The sequence below is a fragment of the Streptomyces sp. NPDC048331 genome (genome assembly GCF_043201215.1).
GTDB lineage: Bacteria > Actinomycetota > Actinomycetes > Streptomycetales > Streptomycetaceae > Streptomyces.
In genome coordinates this window covers 63119-85740 of the sequence record NZ_JBICYT010000029.1, presented here as the reverse complement: position 1 = coordinate 85740, position 22622 = coordinate 63119, and the positions used below count along the sequence as shown (strand labels likewise).

Genomic DNA, 22622 nt, shown 5'->3' with positions numbered 1-22622 from the left:
CCGGTCACGCCCCGGATCCGGCTCCCGCGGCAAGGGTACGGATCAGGGTCCGCAGGATCGGCTCCGTACCGCCGTCGGCGCCGAGGGAGTCCATGGCGGCCAGGCCGTCGACGGCGGCGGCCACGGCCAGTCCCAGGGAGCGCGGATCGAGGCCCGCGCCGCGTGCGCCGCCTTCGTCGCGTTCGTCGGCCAGGACCTGGAAGAGGTCGACGAAGCAGGCGCGCCAGCGTCGGTACTCGGCTTCCAGGCTCTCCCGGACCCGGGCGTCGTTCAACGCCTGCCAGTGCAGGGCGGAATGGAGGTGGGAGAGCTCGGAGCCCTCGGGCCGGCCGAGCAGGTGGACGACCCGTTCGGCGCGCTCGGCGAAGGGTCCGGGTGCGCGGACCGCCGCTTCCAGCGGCGTGATCCATTCCGGACGGATGTCCTCGATGACCGCGAGGACGAGATCGGTCCGGTCCTGGAAGTGGTAGTGGCACATTCCGTGCGAAACGCCGGACAGCGCGGCGACGTTGCGGGTGGTGAAACCCTCGCTCGTCTCGCCCGCGAGCAGGGTTCGTGCGGCGGCGATCAGTCGTGCCCGGGTCTGTTCGCCCTTCGCCGAGGCCCGTGGCCGGCCGGCCCTTGCGGGGGGAGCGGCCGGCCGGTCCCCGGAGTCCTTCGCGACAGCTGCCATGGCGTCACTCTAGCCGGCCTTCGGCTCGCGACCTGGGGCTTTCCACGATCCACCGGAATGGCCTCGTCCTAACTATTGACCGAGCGCTTGGCCAGTTTTAGCTTTCCGGTCAACCCCGCCGTCCCCGCGGGGAGTTGAGCCATCGGAGGAACCCCCACATGAACGATCACGCAGTGAACCGGCCCACGGGCGAGGGCATGGGCAGACGCCGATTCCTGGCCGCGGCGGGACTCACCGCCGCCGCGGCCGCGCTCGCGGCCACCGAAGGTCGGGCCGGGGCCGCGGCCGCGCCCCGACCGACGGCGGCGGGCGCCTTCCGGGTGCCGATCGAGGACGTCCGGCACACCCGCACCTGGATGGCCTGGCCCGACTCCACCGCCATCTGGGGCAACACGCTCGGCGGAGTCCAGCAGGACATCGCGCTCATCGCACGCACCATCGCCAAGTACGAGCCGGTCCACCTCTGCGCCAACTCCGGCAGCGCGGCCAAGGCCCGCTCGATGTGCGGCCCCACCGTCACCGTCATCAGTACCATCCCCGTCGACGACTGCTGGATGCGCGACACGGGACCCGTCTTCCGCACGAACGGATCCGGCGGCCTGGACGCCGTCGGCCTCAACTTCAACGGCTGGGGCAAGAAGCAGGCCCACTCCCGGGACAACCTGGTCGCCGGCCGGATCGCCTCCTACGTCGGGGCCCCCTTCACCGCCGCCGCCCTGGTCGGTGAGGGCGGCGCGATCGAACAGGACGGCGCCGGCACCCTGATGGCCACCCGCAGCAGCCTGATCAACAAGAATCGCAATCCCGACAAGTCGCAGGCGCAGATCGAGTCCGCCATGCTCGCCGCCTACGGTGCCTCCAAGGTCATCTGGTTCGACGGCGTCAAAGGCCAGGACATCACCGACGACCACGTCGACGCGACCTCGCGCTTCCTCGCCCCCGGCCGGGCCGCCGTCCAGATGCCCCTGGCCTCGGACAACGACGTGTACGCCAAGGACGCGCGCCAGCAGTACCAGATCCTCTCGACCTCCACCGCCGCCGACGGCACACGCATGACGGTCGACCGGATCCAAGGCCCCGACTACAACAGGATCCGCTCCTCCAACCCGGACTTCCTCGCCTCCTACGCCAACTACTACCTGTGCAACGGCGCCCTCATCACCGCCCACTTCGGCGACACGCGCGCCGACACCGCGGCGAAGGCCACCCTGGCCCGGCTCTACCCCGGCCGCACCATCGAGCAGCTGAACATCGACCGGCTCGGCACCGGCGGCGGCGGGATCCACTGCGTCACCCAGCAGCAGCCCGTCCCGTAACCGAGGACCACGGGGCCGTTCCGGAGCGCTCCGGAACGGCCCTGCCCCGTTCCCGGGCACGAACGGGTACGAGATACCGCCATTCGGGAAAAGCCTTGGACCGCGCGAAGGCCGCCACGGGACACTTCGGTTCCTGCAAGCCGTCCGCACACGAACGCACAGGGTTGTCATGGGAACGCCTGAACCGCCCGAAAAACGACCGGGCAAGGGCCCGGTACTGCTCGCACTTCGCTACTACGGACGGGAGTTGGTCCGCCTCCGACGGCTGACCGCACCCGCGATGCTGCTCCCGGCGCTGGGCAACATCGGCATCAACTACATCGCGCCCCTCATCGTCGCCAAGCTCGTCGGCCGCATCGCCGGGGGCGGCAGCGCCACCGTCGACGCGATGCTGCCGTACGTCCTCGCCTTCGCCGGCGTCCTACTCCTCGCCGAGACGCTGTGGCGCCTCGGCCTGCACTGCCTCAACCGCCTCGACGCCCGCGGCATCGAGCACCTCTACGTCGTCGGCATGGACGAACTCTTCGCCAAGGACGCCGCGTTCTTCCACGACAACTTCGCCGGCTCGCTGACCAAGCGGGTGCTGGGCTTCGCCTCCCGCTTCGAGGAGTTCGTCGACACCCTGACCTTCTCGGTCATGGGCAGCTTCGTACCGCTGGTGTTCGCCTCCGTGGTGCTGTGGCAGTACGACCCGCTGCTCGTGGCCGGACTCCTGGTCATGATCGCCGTGACCGCGCTGGGCGTGGCGCCGCTGATCCGACGCCGCCAAGGACTCGTCGCCCAGCGCGAGGAGGCCATCGCCCGGGTGTCGGGCCACGTCGCCGACAGCCTCATGAACATGGACACCGTCCGGGCCTTCGCCGCCGAGGAACGCGAGGCGGCCGAACACCGTTCGCGCGTCGCCGAGTCGCGCCGGCTCACCCTGCGCTCCTGGGACTACGGCAACCTGCGCATCGACACGCTGGTCGCGCCCATGTCCGTACTGACCAACGCGCTGGGCCTGCTGCTCGCCGTCACGCTCGGCGGGGGAGAGCACGGCGTGGAGGCGGTCATCGTCGCCTTCACCTACTACGCCAGTGCGACGCGGATCATGTTCGAGTTCAACCAGATCTACCGCCGGCTGGAGAGCTCGATGACGGAGGCCGCCCAGTTCACCGAACTGCTGCTCACTCCGCCGACCGTGGTCGACCCAACGTCGCCCGAGCCGCTACGGCCCGAGTCCTCCGAGGTCCGCTTCGAGCGGGTCACCTTCGCCCACGGCGGCGGCAAGCCGCTCTTCGACGGCCTCGACCTGAGCGTGCCCGGCGGCACGAAGATCGGCCTCGTCGGCCGGTCCGGCGGCGGCAAGACCACGCTCACCCGGCTGCTGATGCGGATGACGGACATCGAGTCCGGCCGGATCCTGATCGGCGGCCAGGACATCACCCGACTGCGCCAGGCCGACCTGCGCAGTCTGATCGCCTACGTCCCGCAGGACCCGGCGATGTTCCACCGCACCCTGCGGGACAACATCGCCTTCGCCCGACCCGACGCCACCGAGGCCGAGATCCGCCGCGCGGCCGAGGCGGCGCACGTCACCGAGTTCACCGACGCCCTGCCCGACGGCTTCGACACCATGGTGGGCGAGCGCGGCGTCAAGCTGTCCGGCGGACAGCGCCAGCGCGTCGCGCTCGCCCGGGCGATCCTGCGCGACGCCCCGATCCTGCTGCTCGACGAGGCGACCAGCGCCCTGGACTCGGAGAGCGAGATCCTCGTCCAGGAGGCGCTGTGGCGGCTCATGGAAGGCCGGACGGCCCTCGTGGTGGCGCACCGGCTGAGTACGGTCGCGCACATGGACCAACTCGTCGTCCTCGACCGCGGACGCATCGTCGAGCACGGCACGCACCAGGAGTTGCTCGCCTCGGAGGGCGCCTACGCGAAGCTGTGGCAGCACCAGTCGGGAGGCTTCTTCGACGACACCTCCGCCGTGCGCTCCGACCTCCACTGACCGCGGGGCCGGCCGGGCCGGGCCCGCCCTACGGGGCCAGGGCCCGGCGCAGGGCGCCGACGAGCGCGGCGCTCTGCCGCTGCGACACCTCGGCCGACGTGATCGCCTGAGACCCGTGGAAGGTACCGGGCCACTGGTGCAGCTCGACCGGTACGCCCGCCCGCATCAGGCGCACCGCGTGCTCGATGTCCTCGTCGCGCAGCGGGTCGAACTCCGCGGCGGCGATATAGGCGGGCGGCAGGTCCGACAGATCGGTGGCCCGCGCCGGAGCGGCGTACGGGGTGGCCTGCCCGGAGCCCAGGTAGTGCCGCCACATCAGGGAGATCCTGTCGCGGTCGTGCCAGGGCGTATCGGTGAAGTTCCGCTGCGACCACGTCTCCTGCCGGTCGTCGAGCAGCGGTTCGTTGAGCAACTGGAGGCGGATCGGCGGCCCCTGCCGGTCGCGCGCCAGCAGGGCCACCGCGGCCGATATCCCCGCGCCGGCGCTGTGGCCGCCGATCGCGATCCGGGCCGGATCGACGCCGAGTTCGGCCGCGTGCTCGTGCGCCCAGGCCAGTACGGCGTAGGCGTCGTCCAGGGCTGCCGGGAACGGGTGCTCGGGGGAGCGGCGGTAGTCCACCGAGATCACCACCGCGCCCGAGCCGATCGCGATCCGGGAGGCCCACGGGTGCTCGGTCTCCAGGTCGCCGAAGACGAACCCGCCGCCACGCAGCCAGACGACGGCCCCCTGGGCCCGGTGCGGTCGGTAGATCCGCACCGGCACGCCCGGACCACCGGGGACGGTGCGGTCCTCGATCTCCAGCCCCGAGGCGTCCGGAGCCGGCCCCGAGGCGTCCGGAGCCGGCCCCGAGGCGTCCGGAGCCGGCCGCGAGGCGGCCGGCGCGGCGAGGGCCTTGCGCGCGGAGACCGGGTCGTTCAGGTCGGTCCGGGGAAGGAGGGGCACGAATGCTTCGAGTTCGGGATCCATGCCACCCATCCTCACGCCCCCCGCCCACCCGATCACCCGACAACCGTCGCGGTTCCGAGGCCGATCCCGCGCCGACCGGCGCCCCCACCGAAGCGGACGCAGATGCGGCGGCCGGGGTACATCCCCGCGCCCGTCGGGACGAACCCGTCGGCGGCTGGAGTCACCGAGAGGCCGGCGGCTGCGGGTTCGGCGGGCCGGTGTTCGAGGAGGAGGGCCGGCGCCTCGTCCTCCTCAGAGCCTCCCGGTGGACCGGGGTACGGTCGGCGCGGACGGGATCATCACCGACGAAGGGGTGGTGCGCGAGCGGCTCGGGGTGGTGCTCGCACGGCTGCCGGCGCCCCGCTGAGGGGTGCCGCCCGAGAGCGGCATCCAAGCTTCAGGGATGGATGTGCATAGTTTGTACTGATATGAGCATCCAGACGGACGGGAGCGGCGGCCCGGGGCGGCGCCGGCTGCTCCGGGTGGTACTGACCGGCACGGTCGCCCTGGCAGCCGGACTGGTGGCCGGTTCCCCCCGTCCCCCGGAGGACCCCGTCGCCGGGGGCCCCGGGAGGGTCCGGCCCGCCGGCCCCGCATCCGCGCTCCGGGAACTGGAGACGGGGAACGCGCGCTGGCGCAGTCTGCACGAGCGGCACCCCGACGAGACGCGGACCGTACGGCAGACGCTGGTCGGCGGCCAGCACCCCTTCGCCGTCGTCCTCGGCTGCGTCGACTCCCGCGTCCCCCCGGAGCTGGTCTTCGACCAAGGCCTCGGCGACCTGTTGACGGTTCGGTCGGCCGGTGAGGTCCTGGACGAGGCGGTGCTCGGCAGCATCGCGTACGGGGTCCTCGAACTCGGCATCCCGCTGATCGTCGTCCTGGGCCACCAGTCCTGCGGGGCGGTCGCGGCGGCCGTCCGGGCCGACGAGGGCGGGCCCGCGCTGCCGGGCCACATGCAGTACCTGGTCGATCAGATCCACCCGGCGATCGACCACACCCTGCGCGGGGCCGCGCGGATCGACGCGGCGATCACCGCGAACGTCCAGCTGGTGCGGGCGCGGCTCGCCGCGGAACCCGAGCTCGCCGCCAAGGTCGCGGCCGGGGAGCTGGCCGTCGTCGGGGCCCGCTACGAACTCACCAGCCAGCGGGTGCGCCGGCTCGGCTGACCGGCCCTTCCGGCGCGGCCCGTATCCCCGTTCGTCAGCACCGTGAGGCCCGAACCCCACGTCCGGGTGATTGTTTCCCACCCGGGCGGCTTTGGGAGCTCAAGGCACCTGCGGGCCGGGAGAGTTGGTGCATGATCATCGAACCCGTGCCGGCGCCCGATCCCACGCCCGGCCCCTCCGGCGAGCCCGCGCCCGCGTCCTCCCGTCGCCCCTCCCGCCGTACCGTCATCGCCGGCGCGGCCGCCGTCGCGGGAGTCGGCGCGCTGTCGGTCGCGGCCGCGTCCGCCGGGACCCCGCCGGCGTCCTCGGGTTCCGCGCGCCCCGACTGGGAGACCTGCCTCACGATCGCCCGGGCCGTCCTCGTACGCGACGAGGACGACGAGCCCCTGGTGCCCCGTTACTCCGACATCCTGCTGAAGAACGGCCTGCCCCGGTCCCGTACCCGCAAGAAGGTGCTGATCGTCGGGGCCGGCCCCGCTGGGCTCACCGCCGCCCACCTGCTGCGCGAGGCCGGACACCAGGTCACCGTCATCGAGGCCAACGGCAACCGGGTGGGCGGGCGGATCAAGACCTTCCGCACCGGCGGCCACGAGAGGTCCGCGGCTCCCTTCGCCGACCCCAAGCAGTACGCCGAGGCCGGCGCGATGCGCATTCCCGACAGCCACCCGTTGGTCACCGGACTGATCGACAGCCTCGGCCTGAAGCGCAGGCGCTTCCACCTCGTCGACGTCGACGGCTCCGGCCGCCCCGCCTACCGTACGTGGATCTACGTCAACGGCATCCGCGTCCGCCGGGCCGACTACGCGCGCAACCCGCAGGCCCTCAACAAGTCCTTCGGGGTCCCGGCCGCCTACGAGGGCGTGCCCGCCGCGCAGATCGTCCGCAACGCCTTCGCCCCCGTCCGCAAGGAGATCGAGGGCAAGCGGGACAAGCAGCTCGTCGAGGGCTGGGCGCGCGTCATCCAGCGCTACGGGCACATGTCGATGTATCGCTATCTGACCGAGGAGGCGAAGCTCGACGAGCGGACGATCGACCTGATCGGCACCGTCGAGAACCTCACCTCCCGCCTGCACCTCGCCTTCGTGCACAGCTTCATCGGGGCCTCGCTGATCAGCCCGGACACCGCCTTCTTCGAACTGCCCGGCGGCACCGCCACCCTGGTCGACGCCCTCTACGCCCGCGTCGACGACCTCGTCCGGCTCGACCGCCGCGCCACCCGCATCACCCACGGGGAGGACGGGGTCGCCGTCGAGACCGTCTCCGAGGGCCGCGGCGGCGGCCCCGTACGGCGCGAGACCTTCACCGGCGACACGGCGATCATCACGGTGCCCTTCTCCGGGCTGCGCCACATCCCGGTCGCGCCCGCGCTCTCGTACGGCAAGCGGCGCGCGATCACCGAGCTGCACTACGACGCGGCGACCAAGGTCCTGCTGGAATTCAGCCGCCGCTGGTGGGAGTTCGACGAGGCCGACTGGAAGCGCGAGCTGGAGGCGATCAAGCCCGGCCTGTACCGCGGGTACCAGCTCGGGCAGACCCCGACGGACGGCACGCTGCTGGGCGCGCACTCCTCCGTGTCCGACCGCGGCATCTCCGGCGGTCAGCGGGCGCACTACGCAGCCTGCCGCGCGGTCACCCGGGACCAGCCCGAGGCGGCCCACGTCGTCGGCGGCGGCTCGGCCACCGACAATCCCAACCGCTTCATGTTCCAGCCCTCCTACCCCGTCGAGGGCAGCGCGGGCGGGGTCGTGCTCGCCTCCTACAGCTGGTCGGACGACGCCCTGAAGTGGGACTCCCTGGACGACGAGGAGCGCTACCCGCGCGCGCTCGCCGGGGTGCAGGAGGTGTTCGGGCAGCGGATCGAGGTGTTCTACACCGGCGTCGGGCGCACCCAGTCCTGGATGCGTGACCCGTACGCCTACGGCGAGGCCTCCGTGCTGCTGCCCGGCCAGCACACCGAACTCTTCCCCCACGTCCGCGAGGCCGAGGGCAACCTGCACTTCGCCGGCTGCCACACCTCCATCAAGCCGGCGTGGATCGAGGGAGCCCTGGAGTCGGCGGTACGCACCGCCCTGGAGGTCCACGCGACGCTCTGACCGGCGGTGGCCACCGGTCGGCGGGCTCTCAGCTCTCGGCGAGCACGATCAGCCAGTCGTGCTCGCCGAAGCGGACCCGCCGCCCCTTGTCCGGATTGAGTCGTACCCCGTACGCCGGGCCCACGGCGACCTCGGCGCGCAGCCGGTAGCCGACCGCGCATTCGCGGCGCCGCCGCGCCGACTCGACCAGGGTCGCGAACGTCACCTCGCGATCGGTGCGCACGTAGTCCGTCACCGGCTTCAGGTGGAGCTCGTTCCCCTCCGCCTCGAACAACTCCGCGAAGACGTCGGCCAGATAGGGGCTCTCGGAGATCTGGGTCATGAGGAGACTGATCAGCCGGCCGCTGACGATGAAGTCCGCGCCGGCCCGGGCGGGCGCCAGCAGCCGGTTGCCGTCGTCGGACATCTCGGTGGTGAGCGACAGCTCCCGCCCCGCCGCCTCCCCGATCGCCCGTAGGTGCAGCAGGGTGACCAGCGTCCGGTCGTCCGTCTCCGTCCCGGTCTCCGGAGCGAGGCCGAGGTCGATCAGGTGGGCGGGCGGCGACGTCGGCCGGTGGGGGACGGGCTCGTGGCCCGTCTCGCCGATGACGATCACACTGTCGTACGAGGGCACGTCCAGCTTGGCCAGCAGCTCGGGATCGGTGATGTCCCCGCTGTGGAAGGCCACTTCGAGGTGGCCGCGCTGCTTCGCGACGCCGAAGGCGCCACGCATCCGCACGACGTCGGCGAGCGAGACGACGTCCAACATGGTCCCGGGGCCGACGAACTGGTCGAGCTGCTCCACGACGAGCGGCGCGCGCCGGTTCCAGCCGAGGAGCAGCAGTCGTTCGGCCTCGGGCGTCCGGGGGCGGGCCACGACGATCGCGTCCTCGTCGACGTACGCGGAGGCGTCCGCCGGGACGGCCGTGTCGTCGTCCTCGGAGATGAGGATGATCCGGTCGTCCGCGCCGATCGGCGTACCGGGGTCCGGATTGAGCGCGACACCGCCGTCGGCGCGCAGCAGACCGACCACCGAGGACGTGGTGAACGCCGACAGGGCCTCGCCGAAGGTGCGTCCGGCGAGGCCCTGGGCGGCGGCGGTGTAGAACTCGTCGCCCGCGAAGTCGAGCAGTTCCTGGTAGACGAGGGACAGGCCGGGCTCGCGGGCGGTCTGGACGAGGAGTCGGGCGATGATGTCGTCGACGCACAGGACGTGCCCGGCGGACCCGGCGGCCAGTCGGGCGGTGAGATGGTTGCGGGTGTCGCGCACGGCGGCGACCACCACCGCCCCACCGGGCTCGGGGACCGCCGCGTCGAGGGCGAGCAGGGTCTTGACCACCTGGGCGTCACCGGCATCCCCCTCGGGGGGTAGGACGAGGACCGCCTTCGCGGTCCGCGGGCTCACCCGGGCCAGCTCCGCGGGGTCGGTGGTGCGGCCGTTGCGGCAGATGATCCGGGTCCTGCCGGTACCGGTGCCGGTGCGGGTACCGGCGCCCGCGACGGACGTGGAGGTGGAGATCTCGTCCTCCATCTCCACCTTGTCCTTCGGCGCGAGAACGGCGATGGTCGACCTGCGCCTGTTGGCGTTCGCGGCCACCAACTCCCCGACCACCGGGAAGATCTGGTCCGACCAGCCCAGCAGGACGGTGTGCCCGGACTCCAGCACGGTGGAGTGGCCGCGGCGAAGCAGCATGATGCGCCCGTTGATGCCGGTGGTGATCAGACCGACCAGCGTGGACACGAACAGCAGGGCGACCAGCGCGAGTGCCACGGAGGCCAGTACGTAGAGGGGGGAGCCGACCGCGCCACCGATCTTGAGGGTCTGCCCGACGCTGACCCATACGGCGGCGAGCCGGCCGGAGAGCGTCGCCGGGGCGGCTCGGTCGGCCCAGACGAGGACCGTGCTCGCCGGAACCACGACGGCGAGGCAGGCCAGGGCGAACCAGCCGATGAGTGCGGCGGTTCCCCCGGCCATCAGATTGTCGAACCGGTACCGCAGGCGCAGCCTCAAGGTCGTCGTGTGCCGCTGCGCCATGAGAACTCCCTCGTCTTCCGCGCTGCTAACCCACGGGAGGCCGCTCGGTTACGGGTGAACCGCCCACGCCCACGCCGATGTCCACGTCCCTGCACGCCCACGCCTCCACGTACGCCCGGCGCCGGTCAGGGCTCCAGGGCCGCGACGATCTCGGCCGTGGTGCTGACCTTGCCGATGCGCGGGAAGATCTTGCCGAAGGTGTGGGCGTGCGAGTCGGGATCGGTGTCGGCGGTGGCGTCCTCCGCGAAGACCAGGTCGTAGCTGAGCTCCCACGCCGTACGGGCGGTGGACTCGACGCCGACGCTGGTGGAGATGCCGGCCAGCACGATGTGGTGGATGCCGCGGCGGCGCAGCTGGAGGTCGAGCTCGGTACCGGTGAAGGCGCCCCAGTGGCGCTTGGTGACGACCACGTCCCCGAGGGCGGCCAGCTCGGGCGGGATCTCGGAGAACGCGGCGGGCGGGGCGGCGGCCGGACCGGGCCGGTCCACGTTCGCGGTGGGCAGGTCACCGCCGTCCGGGGACCACGCCACCTTGACCAGGACCACGGGCAGTCGGTGCGCGCGGAACGCCTCGGCCAGCGCGATCCCCTTCTCCAGGATCTCGGGGGTGGGCTTCGCGGTGGGGAGGTCGAGGATCCCCGTCTGGAGGTCGATGAGCACCAGGGCGGTGTCCCCGCCGAGAGTCAGGCGGTGAGGTGCGGCGGTCATGAGGTCTCCTCCGACAAGGCGGGCATATGGCCCGAACCTACTAGGGGGTGTCCTGTCGATCCCCCCGGGCCTCGCCGCCGCTTTCCCCGGATTCACCCACCTCTATGATGGGAACGTGAGTACGAATACAGGGGAATCCAGGCCCGCTCCAACGTCCGCGCTGACCGGGTCGGAGCTGCTGCGCTGGTACTGGACGCTGGACGAACTGAGTTCGCTCGCACGGGAGATGGGCCTCCCGGCGGGCGGTGGCAAGGCCGCCGTCACCGCACGGCTCGCCGCCGCGCTCGACGGGCTCCCCGCGCCCACCACCCCGGCGGCGCCCGCACCCCGCCGCCCCGGGCGCCGGCTCACCGCCCCCGTCACCGGCTCGACCGTGATCCCGCCGGGCCAGAACTGCAGCCAGGTGCTGCGCGCGTACTTCGTCCGTGAGATCGGTCCCGGCTTCCACTTCGACGCCTTCATGCGGGACTACATCGCCGGGCACGCGGGCCACACCCTCGCCGAGGCCGTCGCCCACTGGCACGCGACCCGCACGCGGGCGGCCGAACCCCGGGAGATCGGCGCGCAGTTCGAACTCAACCGGTTCCTGCGGGCCTGGCACGCCCAGCACCCGGACGGGGCCCGAGCCGAGGCCCTGGCGGCGTGGCGGGACCATCGGGCCCGCCCCCGGAACTGACCGCCGGCTCCGGCAACCGCCGGGCCAGCACCCATGCCAGCGCCGGCAGGACGGCCAACGGCAGCAGGGCCGCGCGCAGCGAGGCGGCGTCCGCCACCGCGCCGATGACGGGACTCGCCAGCCCGCCGACGCTCACGGTCAGACCGAGGGTGACCCCGCTCGCCGTTCCCATCCGCGTCGGGAGGTAGTCCTGCCCCAGGGTGACCTGCAGCGAGAAGGGCACGTACAGCGCGACGGCGGCGAGCACCGCGCAGACGTACACCAGCGGCAGCGGCAGCAGCAGGATCCCGGCGACGGCCGGTACGGCGGCCGCGTAGGCCCGGCGCACGGTCGTCACCCTGCCCCACCGGTCCGCGAGCCGGCCGCCGAGCAGGGTACCGCCGGCGCTCCCCGCGAACAGGGCGAACAAGGCCACCGCGCCACCGGTCTCCCCGCCGCCCCGCTCGCGCACGTACAGGGCGATGAAGGTGCTCAGGCCGATGAAGACGACGGAGCGCAGGACCACGACCAGGGAGAGCCGCACGAAAGCCGGCCGGTCCTCGGCGGCACGCTCCGCGGCTGCCGCCGTGGCCGGGTCCGCCGGCTGCCCGCGCCCCGTCCAGCCGCCACCACGCGGCAGGTTCAGCACCGCCCCGAGCACCGCCGGAAGTGCCAGCAGCCACCAGCCGGCCGGCTCCGGCACCGCCAGGGCGCCCACCACCAGCAGCGGCGCGCAGGCGAAGCCGATGTTGCCGCCGAGCGCGAACCAGCTCATCGCCGAGTTCCCCGACCCGACCGTCGCGGTACGCACCAGCCGCGCGGCCGCCGGATGGTACGCGGCGACCCCCAACCCCGACAGGGCGACGGCGGCCACGGTGGCCGGGTACCCGGGTGCCACCCCGATCAGCGCGATGCCCAGCCCGGCCGCGCCGGTGGCCGGCGGGAGCAGCCACGGCGTCGGCCGCCGGTCGGTCAGCATGCCGAAGAGCGGCTGGGCCACGGAGGAGAGCAGCGAGGCGGCGAGCACGATCCCGGACGCGGCGGCGTATCCGTAGGCGCGCTCGGCCACGAGGAAGGGCACGAGCGCGGCGACGGCGCCCTGGTAGACGTCCACGCAGGAATGACCGGCCGCGAAGGCGGCGATGCGGAGTCGGTTGGTCTTCACCGGTCGAGAATCGCCCTCGGCGACCGGGTGGCGCTTCCGATAAATTGCCGGATGATGCAGAAAATCCGCCACATGCCGAAAGCCCCGACGAACGTCCGTGAGCTCGACACGGACGTCGGCATCGACCCCCACCGCCACGACGACCACCAGATCGCCTACGCGGGCCACGGCGTGCTGTCGATCACCACCGACGCGGGCACCTGGGTGGCCCCCGCGACCCGCGCCCTGTGGATCCCGGCCGGAACGGTGCACGAGCATCGCGCCTTCGGCCGTACCGACCTGCACTGCGTGGGGCTGCCGACCCACCTGAACCCGCTGGCCCTCGACCGGCCGGCCGTGATCGCCGTAGGACCCCTGCTGCGGGAGCTGATCCTCGCCCACACCCGGGCCCCCGCCGGGGACGAGAGCCCCGAGCGGCGCCGGCTGCTGGCCGTCCTCCTCGATCAGCTGCGCGCCGCTCCGCTCCAGCCGCTGCACCTGCCCGCGCCCACCGACCCGCGGCTCGCGGCGGTGTGCGCGCTGCTGCACGCCGATCCGGCGGATCCGAGCGGACTCGCCGCGCTCGGCGCACGGGCGGGCGCGGGGGCGAGCGAACGGACCCTCAGCCGACTCTTCCGCGCCGAGCTGGGCATGACCTTCCCGCAGTGGCGCACCCAGTTGCGGCTGCACCAGGCCCTCCGGCTGCTCGCGTCAGGGCTGCCCGTGACAGCGGTCGCGCACCGCTGCGGTTGGTCCTCGGCGAGCGCGTTCATCGACGTGTTCCGGCGGGCCTTCGGGCACACGCCGGGGAGCTACGCCCGCTCGTAGCGCAGCAGGACCACGCCGTTGCCGAAGGTGTGGGTGTCGGTGTGCCGCAGGGTCGTCGGAGCGTAGTCGAGGGTCGGGAAGAGCGGCTTGCCCCGCCCGATCCGCACCGGGTGCACATAGATCCGGTACGCGTCCACGAGGTCCTGGCGCAGGAACGAGGCCGCGAGATCGGACCCGCTCAGCGTCAGGTCGCCGCCCGGGGCCGCCTTGAGCGCGGCGACCTCCTCGGGCACGACGTCCCGCACGACCGTGGTGTTCCACTCGGCCGACCGCAGGGTGCGCGAGTACACGTACTTGGGCTTGGACCGCCAGATCTCCGCGAACTCGGCCACCGCACCGGCGTTCGCCGGATCGGCGTCGGCGGTCGGCCAGAAGTCCGCCATCAGCTCGTGCGTCACGCGGCCGCTGAGGAAACCGCCCATCGAGCGGAGCACGTCGTTCATGTGCTGGTGCAGCTCTTCGTCGACCTGGTGCCAGCCGATGTCCCGATCCGGCCCCTCGATGAACCCGTCGAGCGACACTCCCGCCATGAGCACGATCTTCCGCATGACCGAGCACGCTACGCCCCACGAGCGCCCGGCGGTGGGAGCGGCGCGGGCCGCGGTGATACTGGCCGGTGTGAAGACCGTAGACGCACAGGCCGAAGACCCGCGGGCCGAAGAAGCGCACACCGTGCTGTTCCACACCGACGGCCGGACCGGGGTGATCACCCTCAACCGCCCCAGAGCCCTCAACGCCCTCACCCACCCCATGGTGATGCGCATCGACGAGCAGCTCGCCGCGTGGGCGGACGATCCCGCCGTCCAGCAGGTCCTGATCCACGGCGCCGGTGAACGTGGCCTGTGCGCGGGCGGGGACATCCGGGCCATCCACGACGACGCCAAGGCCGGGAACACCGCCTCGGCCGGTTTCTGGCGCGACGAGTACCGGCTGAACGCCCGCATCGCCCGCTACCCCAAGCCGTACGTCGCCCTCATGAACGGCATCACCATGGGCGGCGGCGTCGGCGTCTCCGCCCACGGCTCGGTCCGGATCGTCACCGAACGCTCCCGCGTCGCCATGCCCGAGACCGGCATCGGCTTCGTCCCCGACGTCGGCGGCACGTACCTGCTCGGCCGCGCGCCCGGCGAACTCGGCACCCACCTCGCCCTCACCGGTACCGCGGTCGGCGCCGCCGACGCGCTGCTGTGCGGGCTCGCCGACCACTTCGTACCGGCCGACCGGCTCCCGGAACTGACCGCCGCCCTGGCCGGGGCGCCCGCCCACGAGGTGCTCCCGCGGTACGCCGCCACCACCGGGCCCGGTGAACTCGCCGACCGGCGCGGCTGGATCGACCACTGCTACGCGGCCGACACCGTCGAGGAGGTCGTGGAACAGCTGCTCGGCCACGGCGAGCCCGCCGCCAAGGAGGCCGCCGAGACGATCCTGGCCAAGTCGCCGACCGCCCTCAAGGTCACCCTCGCCGCGCTGCGCCGGGCGGTGGCACTCGGCCCGCTGGAGCGGGTGCTGGTCCAGGAGTTCCGGATCTCCTGCAACGCGCTGGCCGCGCCCGACCTGGTCGAGGGCATCCGGGCACAGGTCGTCGACAAGGACCGCGCTCCGCGGTGGTCCCCGGCCACCCTGGCCGAGGTGAGCGGTGCGGACGTGGAGCGCTTCTTCGTCCCGCTCGGGGAGGACCGAGAACTGCGCCTCCCGCCGCCCTGAGACCTCAGCCGCGGCTGAGCCGCGTCTCCAGGCCGTCCAGGACCCGCTGGAGTCCGTAGTCGAAGTTCTCCTCCCGCAGCTTCCGCGGGTCCCGGCCCTCCTGCGCCGCGCGCTCGGCGCGTGCCCCACCGGCGGCCGGACGCGGGCCGCCCGACCACTCCCGCTCGCCCTGCCCGCTGCGGGCGAGCAACGAGAGGTGGGCGGCCTCGCCGGTCGTGGCGCCCACCACGTAGGAGATGACCGCCCTCATGGCGGGATCCGCCTCGTCCGCCGGGAAACCACCCGTCCGGAAGAGCGCCAGCATCCGCTCCGACACGCGCGTCAGGTTCGGGCCGAGGTTCCCCGGCCCCACCCGGCCGATCACCGAGGCCACCCAGGGGTGCCGCAAGGCCATCGCGCGCAGGTCGTGCCCGCTGCGGGAGACGGCCTCGCGCCACTCGCCCGCGCTCGCCGCCCCGGGCACCTCCCACTCGCCGTACACCTCGTCGAGGACCAGCCCGATCAGCTCGTCCTTCCCGCTCACATGCCGGTACAGGGAGGTGGCGGCGGCGCCCATCCCGGTCCCGAGCTTGCGCATGCTGAGCTCCTCGACGCCCTCGGCGTCGAGGAGCCGGACGGCCGCCGCGACGATCCGGGCCCGGCTGAGCGCCGGCTGCCGCTGCTCGCGGCGGGGGCGTGTCCGCTCGTCTGCTGACATACCGCCAGCCTAACCGACGGTGCGAACGCCGTACGCGGGCCGGCGTACGGCGTCCGGTGGCGCCGCGCTACGCGCCCACGTACTCGCGTAGGTGACGGGCGGTCAGGGTGTCCGACCCGGCCACCAGGTCCGCCGGCGTGCCCTCGAAGACGACCTCGCCGCCGGCGTGGCCGCCGCCCGGGCCGATGTCGATCAGCCAGTCGGCGTGCGCCATCACGGCCTGGTGGTGCTCGATGACGATCACCGAGTTCCCGTCGTCGACGAGCCGGTCCAGCAGGGCCAGCAGCTTGTCCACATCGGCCATGTGCAGGCCGGTCGTCGGCTCGTCCAGGATGTACGTCGAGGACTTCTCGGCCATGCTGATGGCGAGCTTGAGCCGCTGCCGTTCACCGCCGGACAGGGTGTTGAGCGGCTGTCCGAGCCGCAGGTACGGGAGGCCGACGTCGGCCAGCCGGCCGAGGACCGCACGCGCCTGACCGGTGGGGAAGAACGTGTGGGCCTCCGCGACCGACATGTCGAGCACCTCACCGATGTTCTTGCCGCGCAGCCGGTAGGTCAGCACCTCGGGTGTGAACCGGCGGCCCTCGCACTCCTCGCAGACCGAGGCCACCGCGGCCATCATCGCCAGGTCCGTGTAGACCAGCCCGAGGCCGTTGCACTTCGGGCAGGCGCCTTCCGAGTTGGCGCTGAACAGAGCGGCCTTGACCCCGTTGGCCTTGGCGAAGGCCGTCCTGATCGGCCCCAGCAGGCCGGTGTAGGTGGCCGGATTTGACCGGCGCGAGCCGCGGATCGGCGACTGGTCGGCCACCACCACCCCGTCCCGGCGGGCCAGGTACCCGTGGATCAGCGAGCTCTTGCCCGACCCGGCGACCCCGGTCACCACCGTCAGCACCCCCAGCGGCACCTCGACGCTGACGTCCTTCAGGTTGTGCAGGTCGGCGTCCTTGATCGACAGGTGCCCGCGCGGGGTGCGTACCGCCTCCCGCAGCCGTGCCCGGTGACCGAGATGGCGCCCGGTGAGGGTTCCGGAGGCGCGCAGCCCGGCCACGTCCCCGGTGTAGCAGAGCCGCCCGCCGGCCGTGCCCGCGCCCGGACCGAGGTCGACGACGTGGTCGGCGATCGCGATGACCTCGGGCTTGTGCTCCACGACCAGCACGGTGTTGCCCTTGTCGCGCAGCTGCAGCAGGAGGTCGTTCATGCGGCGGATGTCGTGCGGGTGCAGGCCGGTGGTCGGCTCGTCGAAGACGTACGTGACGTCCGTGAGCGAGGACCCCAGGTGTCGCACCATCTTGACCCGCTGGGCCTCGCCGCCCGACAGGGTGCCGGAGGGGCGGTCCAGGCTGAGGTACCCCAGGCCGATCTCGACGAGGGAGTCGAGCAGATCCCGCAGGCCGGCGAGGAGCGGGGCCACGCCGGGGTCCTCGATCCGGCGGACGAACGAGGCCAGGTCGCTGATCTGCATCGCGGAGCATTCGGCGATGTTCATCCCGTGGACGCGCGAGGACAGCGCCGCCGCGGACAGGCGCGTGCCGCCGCAGTCGGGGCAGTCGGTGAACCCCACGGCGCGGTCGACGAAGGCCCTGATGTGGGCCTGCATCGCCTCGCGGTCCTTGGACAGGTACGTCCGCCGGATCTTCGTGACCAGACCCTCGTAGGTGTAGTTGGCGGAGCCGGACTTCACCTTCACCGGGCCCATGTGCAGGAAGTCGGCCCACTCCTGCTCGGTGAAGTCCTTGAGCTTGACGTCGGCGGAGTAGAAGCCGGAGTTGACCATGTTCTGCCAGTACCAGGTGTCCACGGCGAAGCCGGGGACGCTGATCGCCCCCTCGTTGAGGGAGAGTTCACGGTCCACCAGCTGGTCGACGTCGATGTCGGAGACCTGTCCGATGCCCTCGCAGTGCGGGCACATGCCGTCCGGGGAGTTGAAGCTGAAGGCGGTGGACGCGCCGATGCGCGGGGCTCCGAGGCGGGAGAAGACGATGCGCAACATGGTGGAGGCGTCGGTGGCGGTACCGACCGTGGAACGGGAGTTGGCGCCCATCCGCTCCTGGTCGACGACGATGGCGGCGCTCAGGTTGTGCAGCCCGTCCACGTCGGGCCTGCCCTGGCTCGGCAGGAAGGACTGGATGAAGGCGGTGTACGTCTCGTTGATCATCCGCTGCGACTCGGCGGCGATGGTGCCGAAGACGAGGGAGGACTTGCCGGAGCCGGAGACGCCGGTGAAGACGGTGAGTCGGCGCTTGGGGATGTCGAGGGAGATGTCGGTCAGGTTGTTCTCCCGCGCTCCGCGGACCTGGATGACCTGATGGCTGTCGGCGGCGATCTGCACGGAACTCCTCGCGTGGCGGTGTTTCGAGCTTACTTTATACACTGTACTCTATACGGTGTAGTGAGTTATTTGCCGCGCAGCATCGGAGGACCACCCATGGCGAAGGACCGCAGTGGGGCGGGCGACCCCGCCCGCACGCTGGAGCTGCTCTGGCGGGATCGGGGACAGCCGCCGGCTCCGCCCGGCCGCCGCGGCCCGCGACAGGGCCTCACCGTCGACGCCGTGGTCCGGGCGGCGACCGAGCTCGCCGACGAGGCCGGTCTGGCCGCGCTCACCATGCGGGCACTGGCCCAACGGCTGGCCGTGACACCCATGACCCTCTACACGTACGTTCCCGGCAAGGCCGAACTGCTCGACCTCATGCTGGACGAGGCGTACGCGCGGATGGAACGCCGGCCGCCCGACGCGCGCGACCCGTGGCAGACCAAGGTCACCCACGTGGCCGAGGACAATCGGGACCTGCTCGCCCGCCACCCCTGGATCGCGGACCTGGCGATCACCCGCCCGCCACTGGGGCCCGGGGTCATCGGGAAGTACGAGTACGAACTGGCCGCCTTCGACGCCATCGGCCTCACCGACGTCGAGATGGACGCGGGCCTGACCCACCTCCTCGGCTTCGTCCACGCGCACGCCCTGGGGGTCGCCGACGACGCGGCGCACAACAGCCGCCAGAGCCAGGAGGACTGGTGGGCCGTCAGCGAGCCCTTCCTGGGACGGGCGCTGGACCCCGAGCGCTACCCGCTCGCCGGCCGCGTGGGCGCCACGGTCGCCGGATACCACCCGCAGACCCTCTGGAGCTTCGGCCTCCGGTGCGTCCTGGACGGCCTGGCCCGCCTGATCGACTCACGCCCGACGCGGTGAAGGCCCGGACCCCTCAGCGATAACCCGTGGTGTCCGCCGGGCGGTCCGGGTCCTGGACCTCGACCATGTAGCGCCAGCAGTCGGGCCGGCTGCCGTCCAGGTCCGTGAAGCCGTACACCTGCGCGAGCTGCCCGCTGGAGAGGGACGCGCCGTTCCAGCGGGCCACCTCCGGATCCGCGGCGAGCGCAGCGACCGCCCGGCCCACGAACGACGGGGTCTCGGAGATCGCGAAGTGCGGGACCTTCGTGAGGGCGTCCCGCCAGTTCGCCTCCGTCACACCGAAGGTGTCCAGCATCATCTCCGACCGCAGCCAGCCCGGGGTCAGCGCCACCGCCGTCGCCCCACGCGGCCCCAGCTCGTGCCCCAGCGCGAACGCCATCCGCAGCACAGAGGACTTCGCGATGTCGTAGAAGAACGACACCCGGTAGTTGGCCGCGTTGTACTCGGCGGTGCCGTCCGTCATCTCCACCACCAGCCCGCCCGGCTCGCGCAGCAGCAACGGCACCGCGAAGTGGCTGGTGACGGCATGGGTCTCCACGGCCAGCCGCAGCAGCCGCAATCCCTTGTCCAGGTCGTGCTCCCAGACCGTGCTCTCCCACTCGAAGAGCAGCTCGCCGCCCCAGATGTCGTTGACCAGCACGTCCAGCCGACCCTGTTCCGCGTCGATCCGCCCCACCAGGGCCTCGACCTCCGCCGGCACCAGATGGTCCGCGACCACCGCGATGCCGCGGCCGCCCGCCGCAGTGACCAGCTCGGCCGTCTCCTCGATCGTCTCGGGCCGGTCGTACTCAGAGCGCCTGCCCCGGGTGCTGCGCCCCGACACGTACACGGTCGCACCCCGCGCGCCCAACTGGACCGCGATGCCCCGGCCGGCGCCGCGCGTCGCCCCGGCCACCAGGGCCACCTTGCCTTCGAGAGTTCGCTGTGTTTCCGGCATGGCCCGACCCTACGACGGTCGCCTCGCCCGGGCCCCGCCGAACACGGCGACCCCCACCAGCGACAGCAGCAGCCCCGCCGCCGCCAGCCCCAGCGCCGCGCCCGGCCCCCACAGGGTCCAGGTGGAACCGAACAGGAGGGAGCCCGCGAACCGGGCCAGCGCCTGGGAGGTCTGCAGCACCGCGAGCCCGGTCGTGCGCAGCCCGGCGGGCAGCAGCGGCCCCGCGGCGGCCATCAGTACCCCGTCGGTGGCCGCGTAGAACAGGCCGAGCGCCACGAGCACACCGACGACCAGGGGCGCCCCGGCCGGTACCGGCGCCAGGAGCAGCAGGAAGGCGCCGAGCAGCAGCACGTGCCCGCCGAGGAAGACCCGACGTCGGCCCAGCCGGTCGGCGAGCCGGCCCACCGGCAGCGCGGCCGGCAGGAACACGGCCGCCGTGCCGCCGGGCAGCAGCGGGAAGTACGCGGCCGACAGGTCCAGCCGGCGCTGGAGCAGCAGGTAGAGGAAGGCGTCGCCGACCGTGAACAGGCCGAGCACGGCCGCGGTCAGACAGAGCCCCCGCAGGCCGGGCAGGCACAGCAGGGTCCGTACCGGGGGCGGGGCGGGGCGCGCCGCCCGGGCCGGGGCCGAGCCGGCCGCCGGAGCCTCCCGGACGAACAGGGCCAGCAGCACCACGCCCAGGACGGCGACGCAGCAGCTCACGGTGAACACGGCCTCGTAGCCGTCCACCGCCACCCACAGCACCCCGAACGCGGCCGGCGGCCCCAGCAGGGCGCCCGCCGTGTCCAACGCGCGGTGCACCCCGAAGGCCCGGCCCTGTTCGCCCGGCGGGACCGATAGCGAGATCAGCGCATCGCGCGGGGCGGTGCGCAGGCCCTTGCCGGTCCGGTCGGCGGCGAGCACCGCCGCCACCGACCAGGGGGTGGCGACGGCGAGCAGGGCCGCCTTGCAGGCGGCGGACAGCGCGTATCCGGTGCCCGCGACGAGCTTGTGGCGCCGGGTGCGGTCGGCGATCCGCCCGCCGGCGAGGCGCAGTACCGCGGTGGCGCCCTGGTGCAGACCGTCCAGGGCGCCGAACGCGAGCGGGGACATGCCGAGACCGGCCATCAGGTACAACGGCAGGACGGCGGTGACCATCTCGGCGGAGACGTCCGTGACCAGGCTGACCAGCCCGAGGGCGAACACCGTGCCGGGGACGGCCCGCAGCGGGCCCTTCGGGGCGGGGGCGTCCCCGGACGCGATGTCCGAGGCCCGGCTGGTCGACAGGTACACGGATGCCTCCAGGATCGGCCGGTCAGAACCAGTTGACGGTGAGCGGGAACGCGGCGGTGACGGTGGTGCCCGTGGAGTCGGTCGCGGTCGCCGTGATCTGGACCGTGCCGCTGCCCCACGGTTTGCCGCTGATCCGGCCGGTGCCGGCGTCGACGCTCAGGCCCCAGGGCAGGCCGGTGGCCGCGTACCGGACCGGAGGTCTGCCGCCGGTGGCGGTGAGCTGGATGGTGCAGGACTGGTTGAACTTGCAGGTCTGCGGGCCGGGACTGGCCAGCTGCAGACCGCCCGAGGTCGGCGTGGGGGTGGGGGTCGGTGTCGGGGTCGGGGTCGGGGTCGGGGTGGGTGTCGGGTTCGTCGAGGTGTCGAACACCTCGGTGATCGGCGCGACGTTCGCCGCGTTGCCCGCGTGCGTCGCCGTCCCGAAGAGGTCCTCGAAGGTCCGCAGCAGATGGTGGTGGTTGAAGGCCGTCGCGTACCGGCCCGTCTTGACCTTCGCGCCGTGGAAGACGGTGGCGATCTGGTTCGAGCCCAGGTAGTTGTCCTCGTCCCAGGTCAGCACCAGCAGGCTGTTGTTGGCCTTCGCCCACTGCGCGTAGGCGTCGAGGTTGTTCCGGGTCCAGGTGTCACCCGTGCCCACCGAGCACGAGTGCATGTCGTTGCACTGGTTGGGGACCACGAAGGAGAGGCTCGGCAGGGCCGCGAAGTCGTTCCGGGGGAACTGCGCCCACGTCTTGCCCGTGTTCAGCGGTACGTTCTTGAAGGCGAACCACGGGTTGTGCTTCTGCGCGTACTGGCCGTTCGTGCAGGCCGTGGACCCCTCGCTCGGGAGATCCTCGTTGTACGTCGCGAAGGTCTTGCCGGCCGCGATCAGCTCCTGGCCGAGGTTCGGCGCCGACATCGACTGCGGGGTGTAGCAACCGTCGCCCGTGATGCCCTGGGTGGCGCCGGAGAAGAGGTTGAAGTAGTTCGGCTGGCTGGGGTGGGTCAGCGCCTTCATCCCGGTCAGGCTCGCGCCGCCGTTCGCCAACTGGTTGATGTACGGGGCGTTCGCGCTGCCGATGATCTCCCCGTACTGCTTGTTCTCGTACACGACGACCACCACGTGGTCGTAGGTGGGCAGCGCGGCGGCCGCGGCCGGCGCAGGCACGGAACCGGGCACGGCGGCCTGGGAGTTGGCCACGGTGAAGGCGCCCAGCAGGCCGAGCGCGCCGATCCCGGCCACGAGCGCCGGCCATCGGGCCCCGCGTCTCGCGCGCGCCGTCGGTGAGGGTCGAAGGGTGGGCATGGGTGTCG

At 72.5% G+C, this 22622-nt stretch carries 19 protein-coding genes; 8 read left to right on the top strand and 11 right to left on the bottom strand.

Annotation, left to right across the window (positions count from 1 at the left end; genetic code table 11):
- Nucleotides 1-4 precede the first annotated feature (4 nt).
- Entirely contained in the window at nucleotides 5-673 is a 669-nt protein-coding gene (locus ACGFYY_RS31720; protein ID WP_393714682.1) for a TetR/AcrR family transcriptional regulator, read from the bottom strand.
- A 158-nt stretch (nucleotides 674-831) separates the two neighbouring features.
- Here ACGFYY_RS31720 and ACGFYY_RS31715 point away from each other — a divergent pair, with 158 nt between their 5' ends.
- Nucleotides 832-1989: an agmatine/peptidylarginine deiminase gene (locus ACGFYY_RS31715; RefSeq protein WP_393714680.1), complete on the top strand. Its 1158-nt coding sequence runs from the start codon at nucleotides 832-834 to the stop codon at nucleotides 1987-1989.
- A gap of 169 nt (nucleotides 1990-2158) precedes the next feature.
- Nucleotides 2159-3976: an ABC transporter ATP-binding protein gene (locus ACGFYY_RS31710; protein WP_393714678.1), complete on the top strand. Its 1818-nt coding sequence runs from the start codon at nucleotides 2159-2161 to the stop codon at nucleotides 3974-3976.
- Nucleotides 3977-4004: 28 nt separating this feature from the next.
- Here the strand turns inward: ACGFYY_RS31710 and ACGFYY_RS31705 are convergent, their stop codons facing one another.
- A complete protein-coding gene (locus tag ACGFYY_RS31705; RefSeq protein ID WP_393714676.1) occupies nucleotides 4005-4943 on the bottom strand; it encodes an alpha/beta hydrolase in 939 nt (312 codons plus the stop codon).
- Nucleotides 4944-5350: 407 nt separating this feature from the next.
- On the opposite strand from ACGFYY_RS31705, the gene ACGFYY_RS31700 reads away from it, so the two are divergent.
- Both ACGFYY_RS31700 and ACGFYY_RS31695 read left to right on the top strand, forming a co-directional pair.
- Nucleotides 5351-6088, top strand: coding sequence for a carbonic anhydrase (locus tag ACGFYY_RS31700; RefSeq protein ID WP_393714674.1), 738 nt, complete (start codon nucleotides 5351-5353; stop codon nucleotides 6086-6088).
- Nucleotides 6089-6219: 131 nt separating this feature from the next.
- Complete coding sequence (locus ACGFYY_RS31695) at nucleotides 6220-8181, top strand: flavin monoamine oxidase family protein (protein WP_393714672.1); 1962 nt, start codon at nucleotides 6220-6222, stop codon at nucleotides 8179-8181.
- Between the two features lie 28 nt (nucleotides 8182-8209).
- Here the strand turns inward: ACGFYY_RS31695 and ACGFYY_RS31690 are convergent, their stop codons facing one another.
- On the bottom strand, nucleotides 8210-10195 hold the full coding sequence (locus ACGFYY_RS31690) for an NAD-binding lipoprotein (RefSeq protein WP_393714670.1): 1986 nt from the start codon (nucleotides 10193-10195) through the stop codon (nucleotides 8210-8212).
- Between the two features lie 125 nt (nucleotides 10196-10320).
- Entirely contained in the window at nucleotides 10321-10902 is a 582-nt protein-coding gene (locus ACGFYY_RS31685) for an isochorismatase family protein (RefSeq protein WP_393714668.1), read from the bottom strand.
- Nucleotides 10903-11017: 115 nt separating this feature from the next.
- Between ACGFYY_RS31685 and ACGFYY_RS31680 the strand changes: the two genes are divergently transcribed.
- Nucleotides 11018-11578 (top strand): DUF6434 domain-containing protein, encoded by a 561-nt coding sequence (locus tag ACGFYY_RS31680; RefSeq protein ID WP_393714666.1) that lies wholly within the window; start codon nucleotides 11018-11020, stop codon nucleotides 11576-11578.
- On the opposite strand, the gene ACGFYY_RS31675 is transcribed toward ACGFYY_RS31680, so the two are convergent.
- Nucleotides 11478-12722: an MFS transporter gene (locus ACGFYY_RS31675; RefSeq protein ID WP_393714664.1), complete on the bottom strand. Its 1245-nt coding sequence runs from the start codon at nucleotides 12720-12722 to the stop codon at nucleotides 11478-11480. The two genes, ACGFYY_RS31680 and ACGFYY_RS31675, sit on opposite strands and share 101 nt — an antisense overlap.
- 54 nt (nucleotides 12723-12776) lie before the next feature.
- On the opposite strand from ACGFYY_RS31675, the gene ACGFYY_RS31670 reads away from it, so the two are divergent.
- Entirely contained in the window at nucleotides 12777-13529 is a 753-nt protein-coding gene (locus ACGFYY_RS31670) for an AraC family transcriptional regulator (protein ID WP_393714702.1), read from the top strand.
- On the opposite strand, the gene ACGFYY_RS31665 is transcribed toward ACGFYY_RS31670, so the two are convergent.
- Nucleotides 13514-14077, bottom strand: a complete 564-nt coding sequence (locus ACGFYY_RS31665; RefSeq protein WP_365265279.1) for a dihydrofolate reductase family protein — start codon at nucleotides 14075-14077, stop codon at nucleotides 13514-13516. The genes ACGFYY_RS31670 and ACGFYY_RS31665 overlap by 16 nt on opposite strands.
- On the opposite strand from ACGFYY_RS31665, the gene ACGFYY_RS31660 reads away from it, so the two are divergent.
- Nucleotides 13971-15233, top strand: coding sequence for an enoyl-CoA hydratase/isomerase family protein (locus ACGFYY_RS31660; protein WP_393714662.1), 1263 nt, complete (start codon nucleotides 13971-13973; stop codon nucleotides 15231-15233). The two genes, ACGFYY_RS31665 and ACGFYY_RS31660, sit on opposite strands and share 107 nt — an antisense overlap.
- Nucleotides 15234-15237: 4 nt before the next feature.
- On the opposite strand, the gene ACGFYY_RS31655 is transcribed toward ACGFYY_RS31660, so the two are convergent.
- Nucleotides 15238-15930, bottom strand: coding sequence for a TetR/AcrR family transcriptional regulator (locus ACGFYY_RS31655; RefSeq protein WP_393714660.1), 693 nt, complete (start codon nucleotides 15928-15930; stop codon nucleotides 15238-15240).
- A gap of 67 nt (nucleotides 15931-15997) precedes the next feature.
- Entirely contained in the window at nucleotides 15998-18259 is a 2262-nt protein-coding gene (locus ACGFYY_RS31650; protein ID WP_365265285.1) for an excinuclease ABC subunit UvrA, read from the bottom strand.
- A gap of 96 nt (nucleotides 18260-18355) precedes the next feature.
- On the opposite strand from ACGFYY_RS31650, the gene ACGFYY_RS31645 reads away from it, so the two are divergent.
- Nucleotides 18356-19120, top strand: a complete 765-nt coding sequence (locus ACGFYY_RS31645; protein ID WP_393714658.1) for a TetR/AcrR family transcriptional regulator — start codon at nucleotides 18356-18358, stop codon at nucleotides 19118-19120.
- A 13-nt stretch (nucleotides 19121-19133) separates the two neighbouring features.
- Here the strand turns inward: ACGFYY_RS31645 and ACGFYY_RS31640 are convergent, their stop codons facing one another.
- From ACGFYY_RS31640 to ACGFYY_RS31630, 3 genes are read right to left on the bottom strand one after another with little or no spacing between them, the layout of a single operon-like run.
- The gene (locus ACGFYY_RS31640; protein WP_365265289.1) at nucleotides 19134-20057 is read right to left on the bottom strand and encodes an SDR family oxidoreductase; all 924 of its coding nucleotides are present in this window, start codon (nucleotides 20055-20057) and stop codon (nucleotides 19134-19136) included.
- 9 nt (nucleotides 20058-20066) lie between these two features.
- On the bottom strand, nucleotides 20067-21329 hold the full coding sequence (locus ACGFYY_RS31635; RefSeq protein WP_393714656.1) for an MFS transporter: 1263 nt from the start codon (nucleotides 21327-21329) through the stop codon (nucleotides 20067-20069).
- A gap of 22 nt (nucleotides 21330-21351) precedes the next feature.
- Nucleotides 21352-22614, bottom strand: a complete 1263-nt coding sequence (locus ACGFYY_RS31630) for an alkaline phosphatase family protein (protein ID WP_393714654.1) — start codon at nucleotides 22612-22614, stop codon at nucleotides 21352-21354.
- Nucleotides 22615-22622 lie beyond the last annotated feature (8 nt).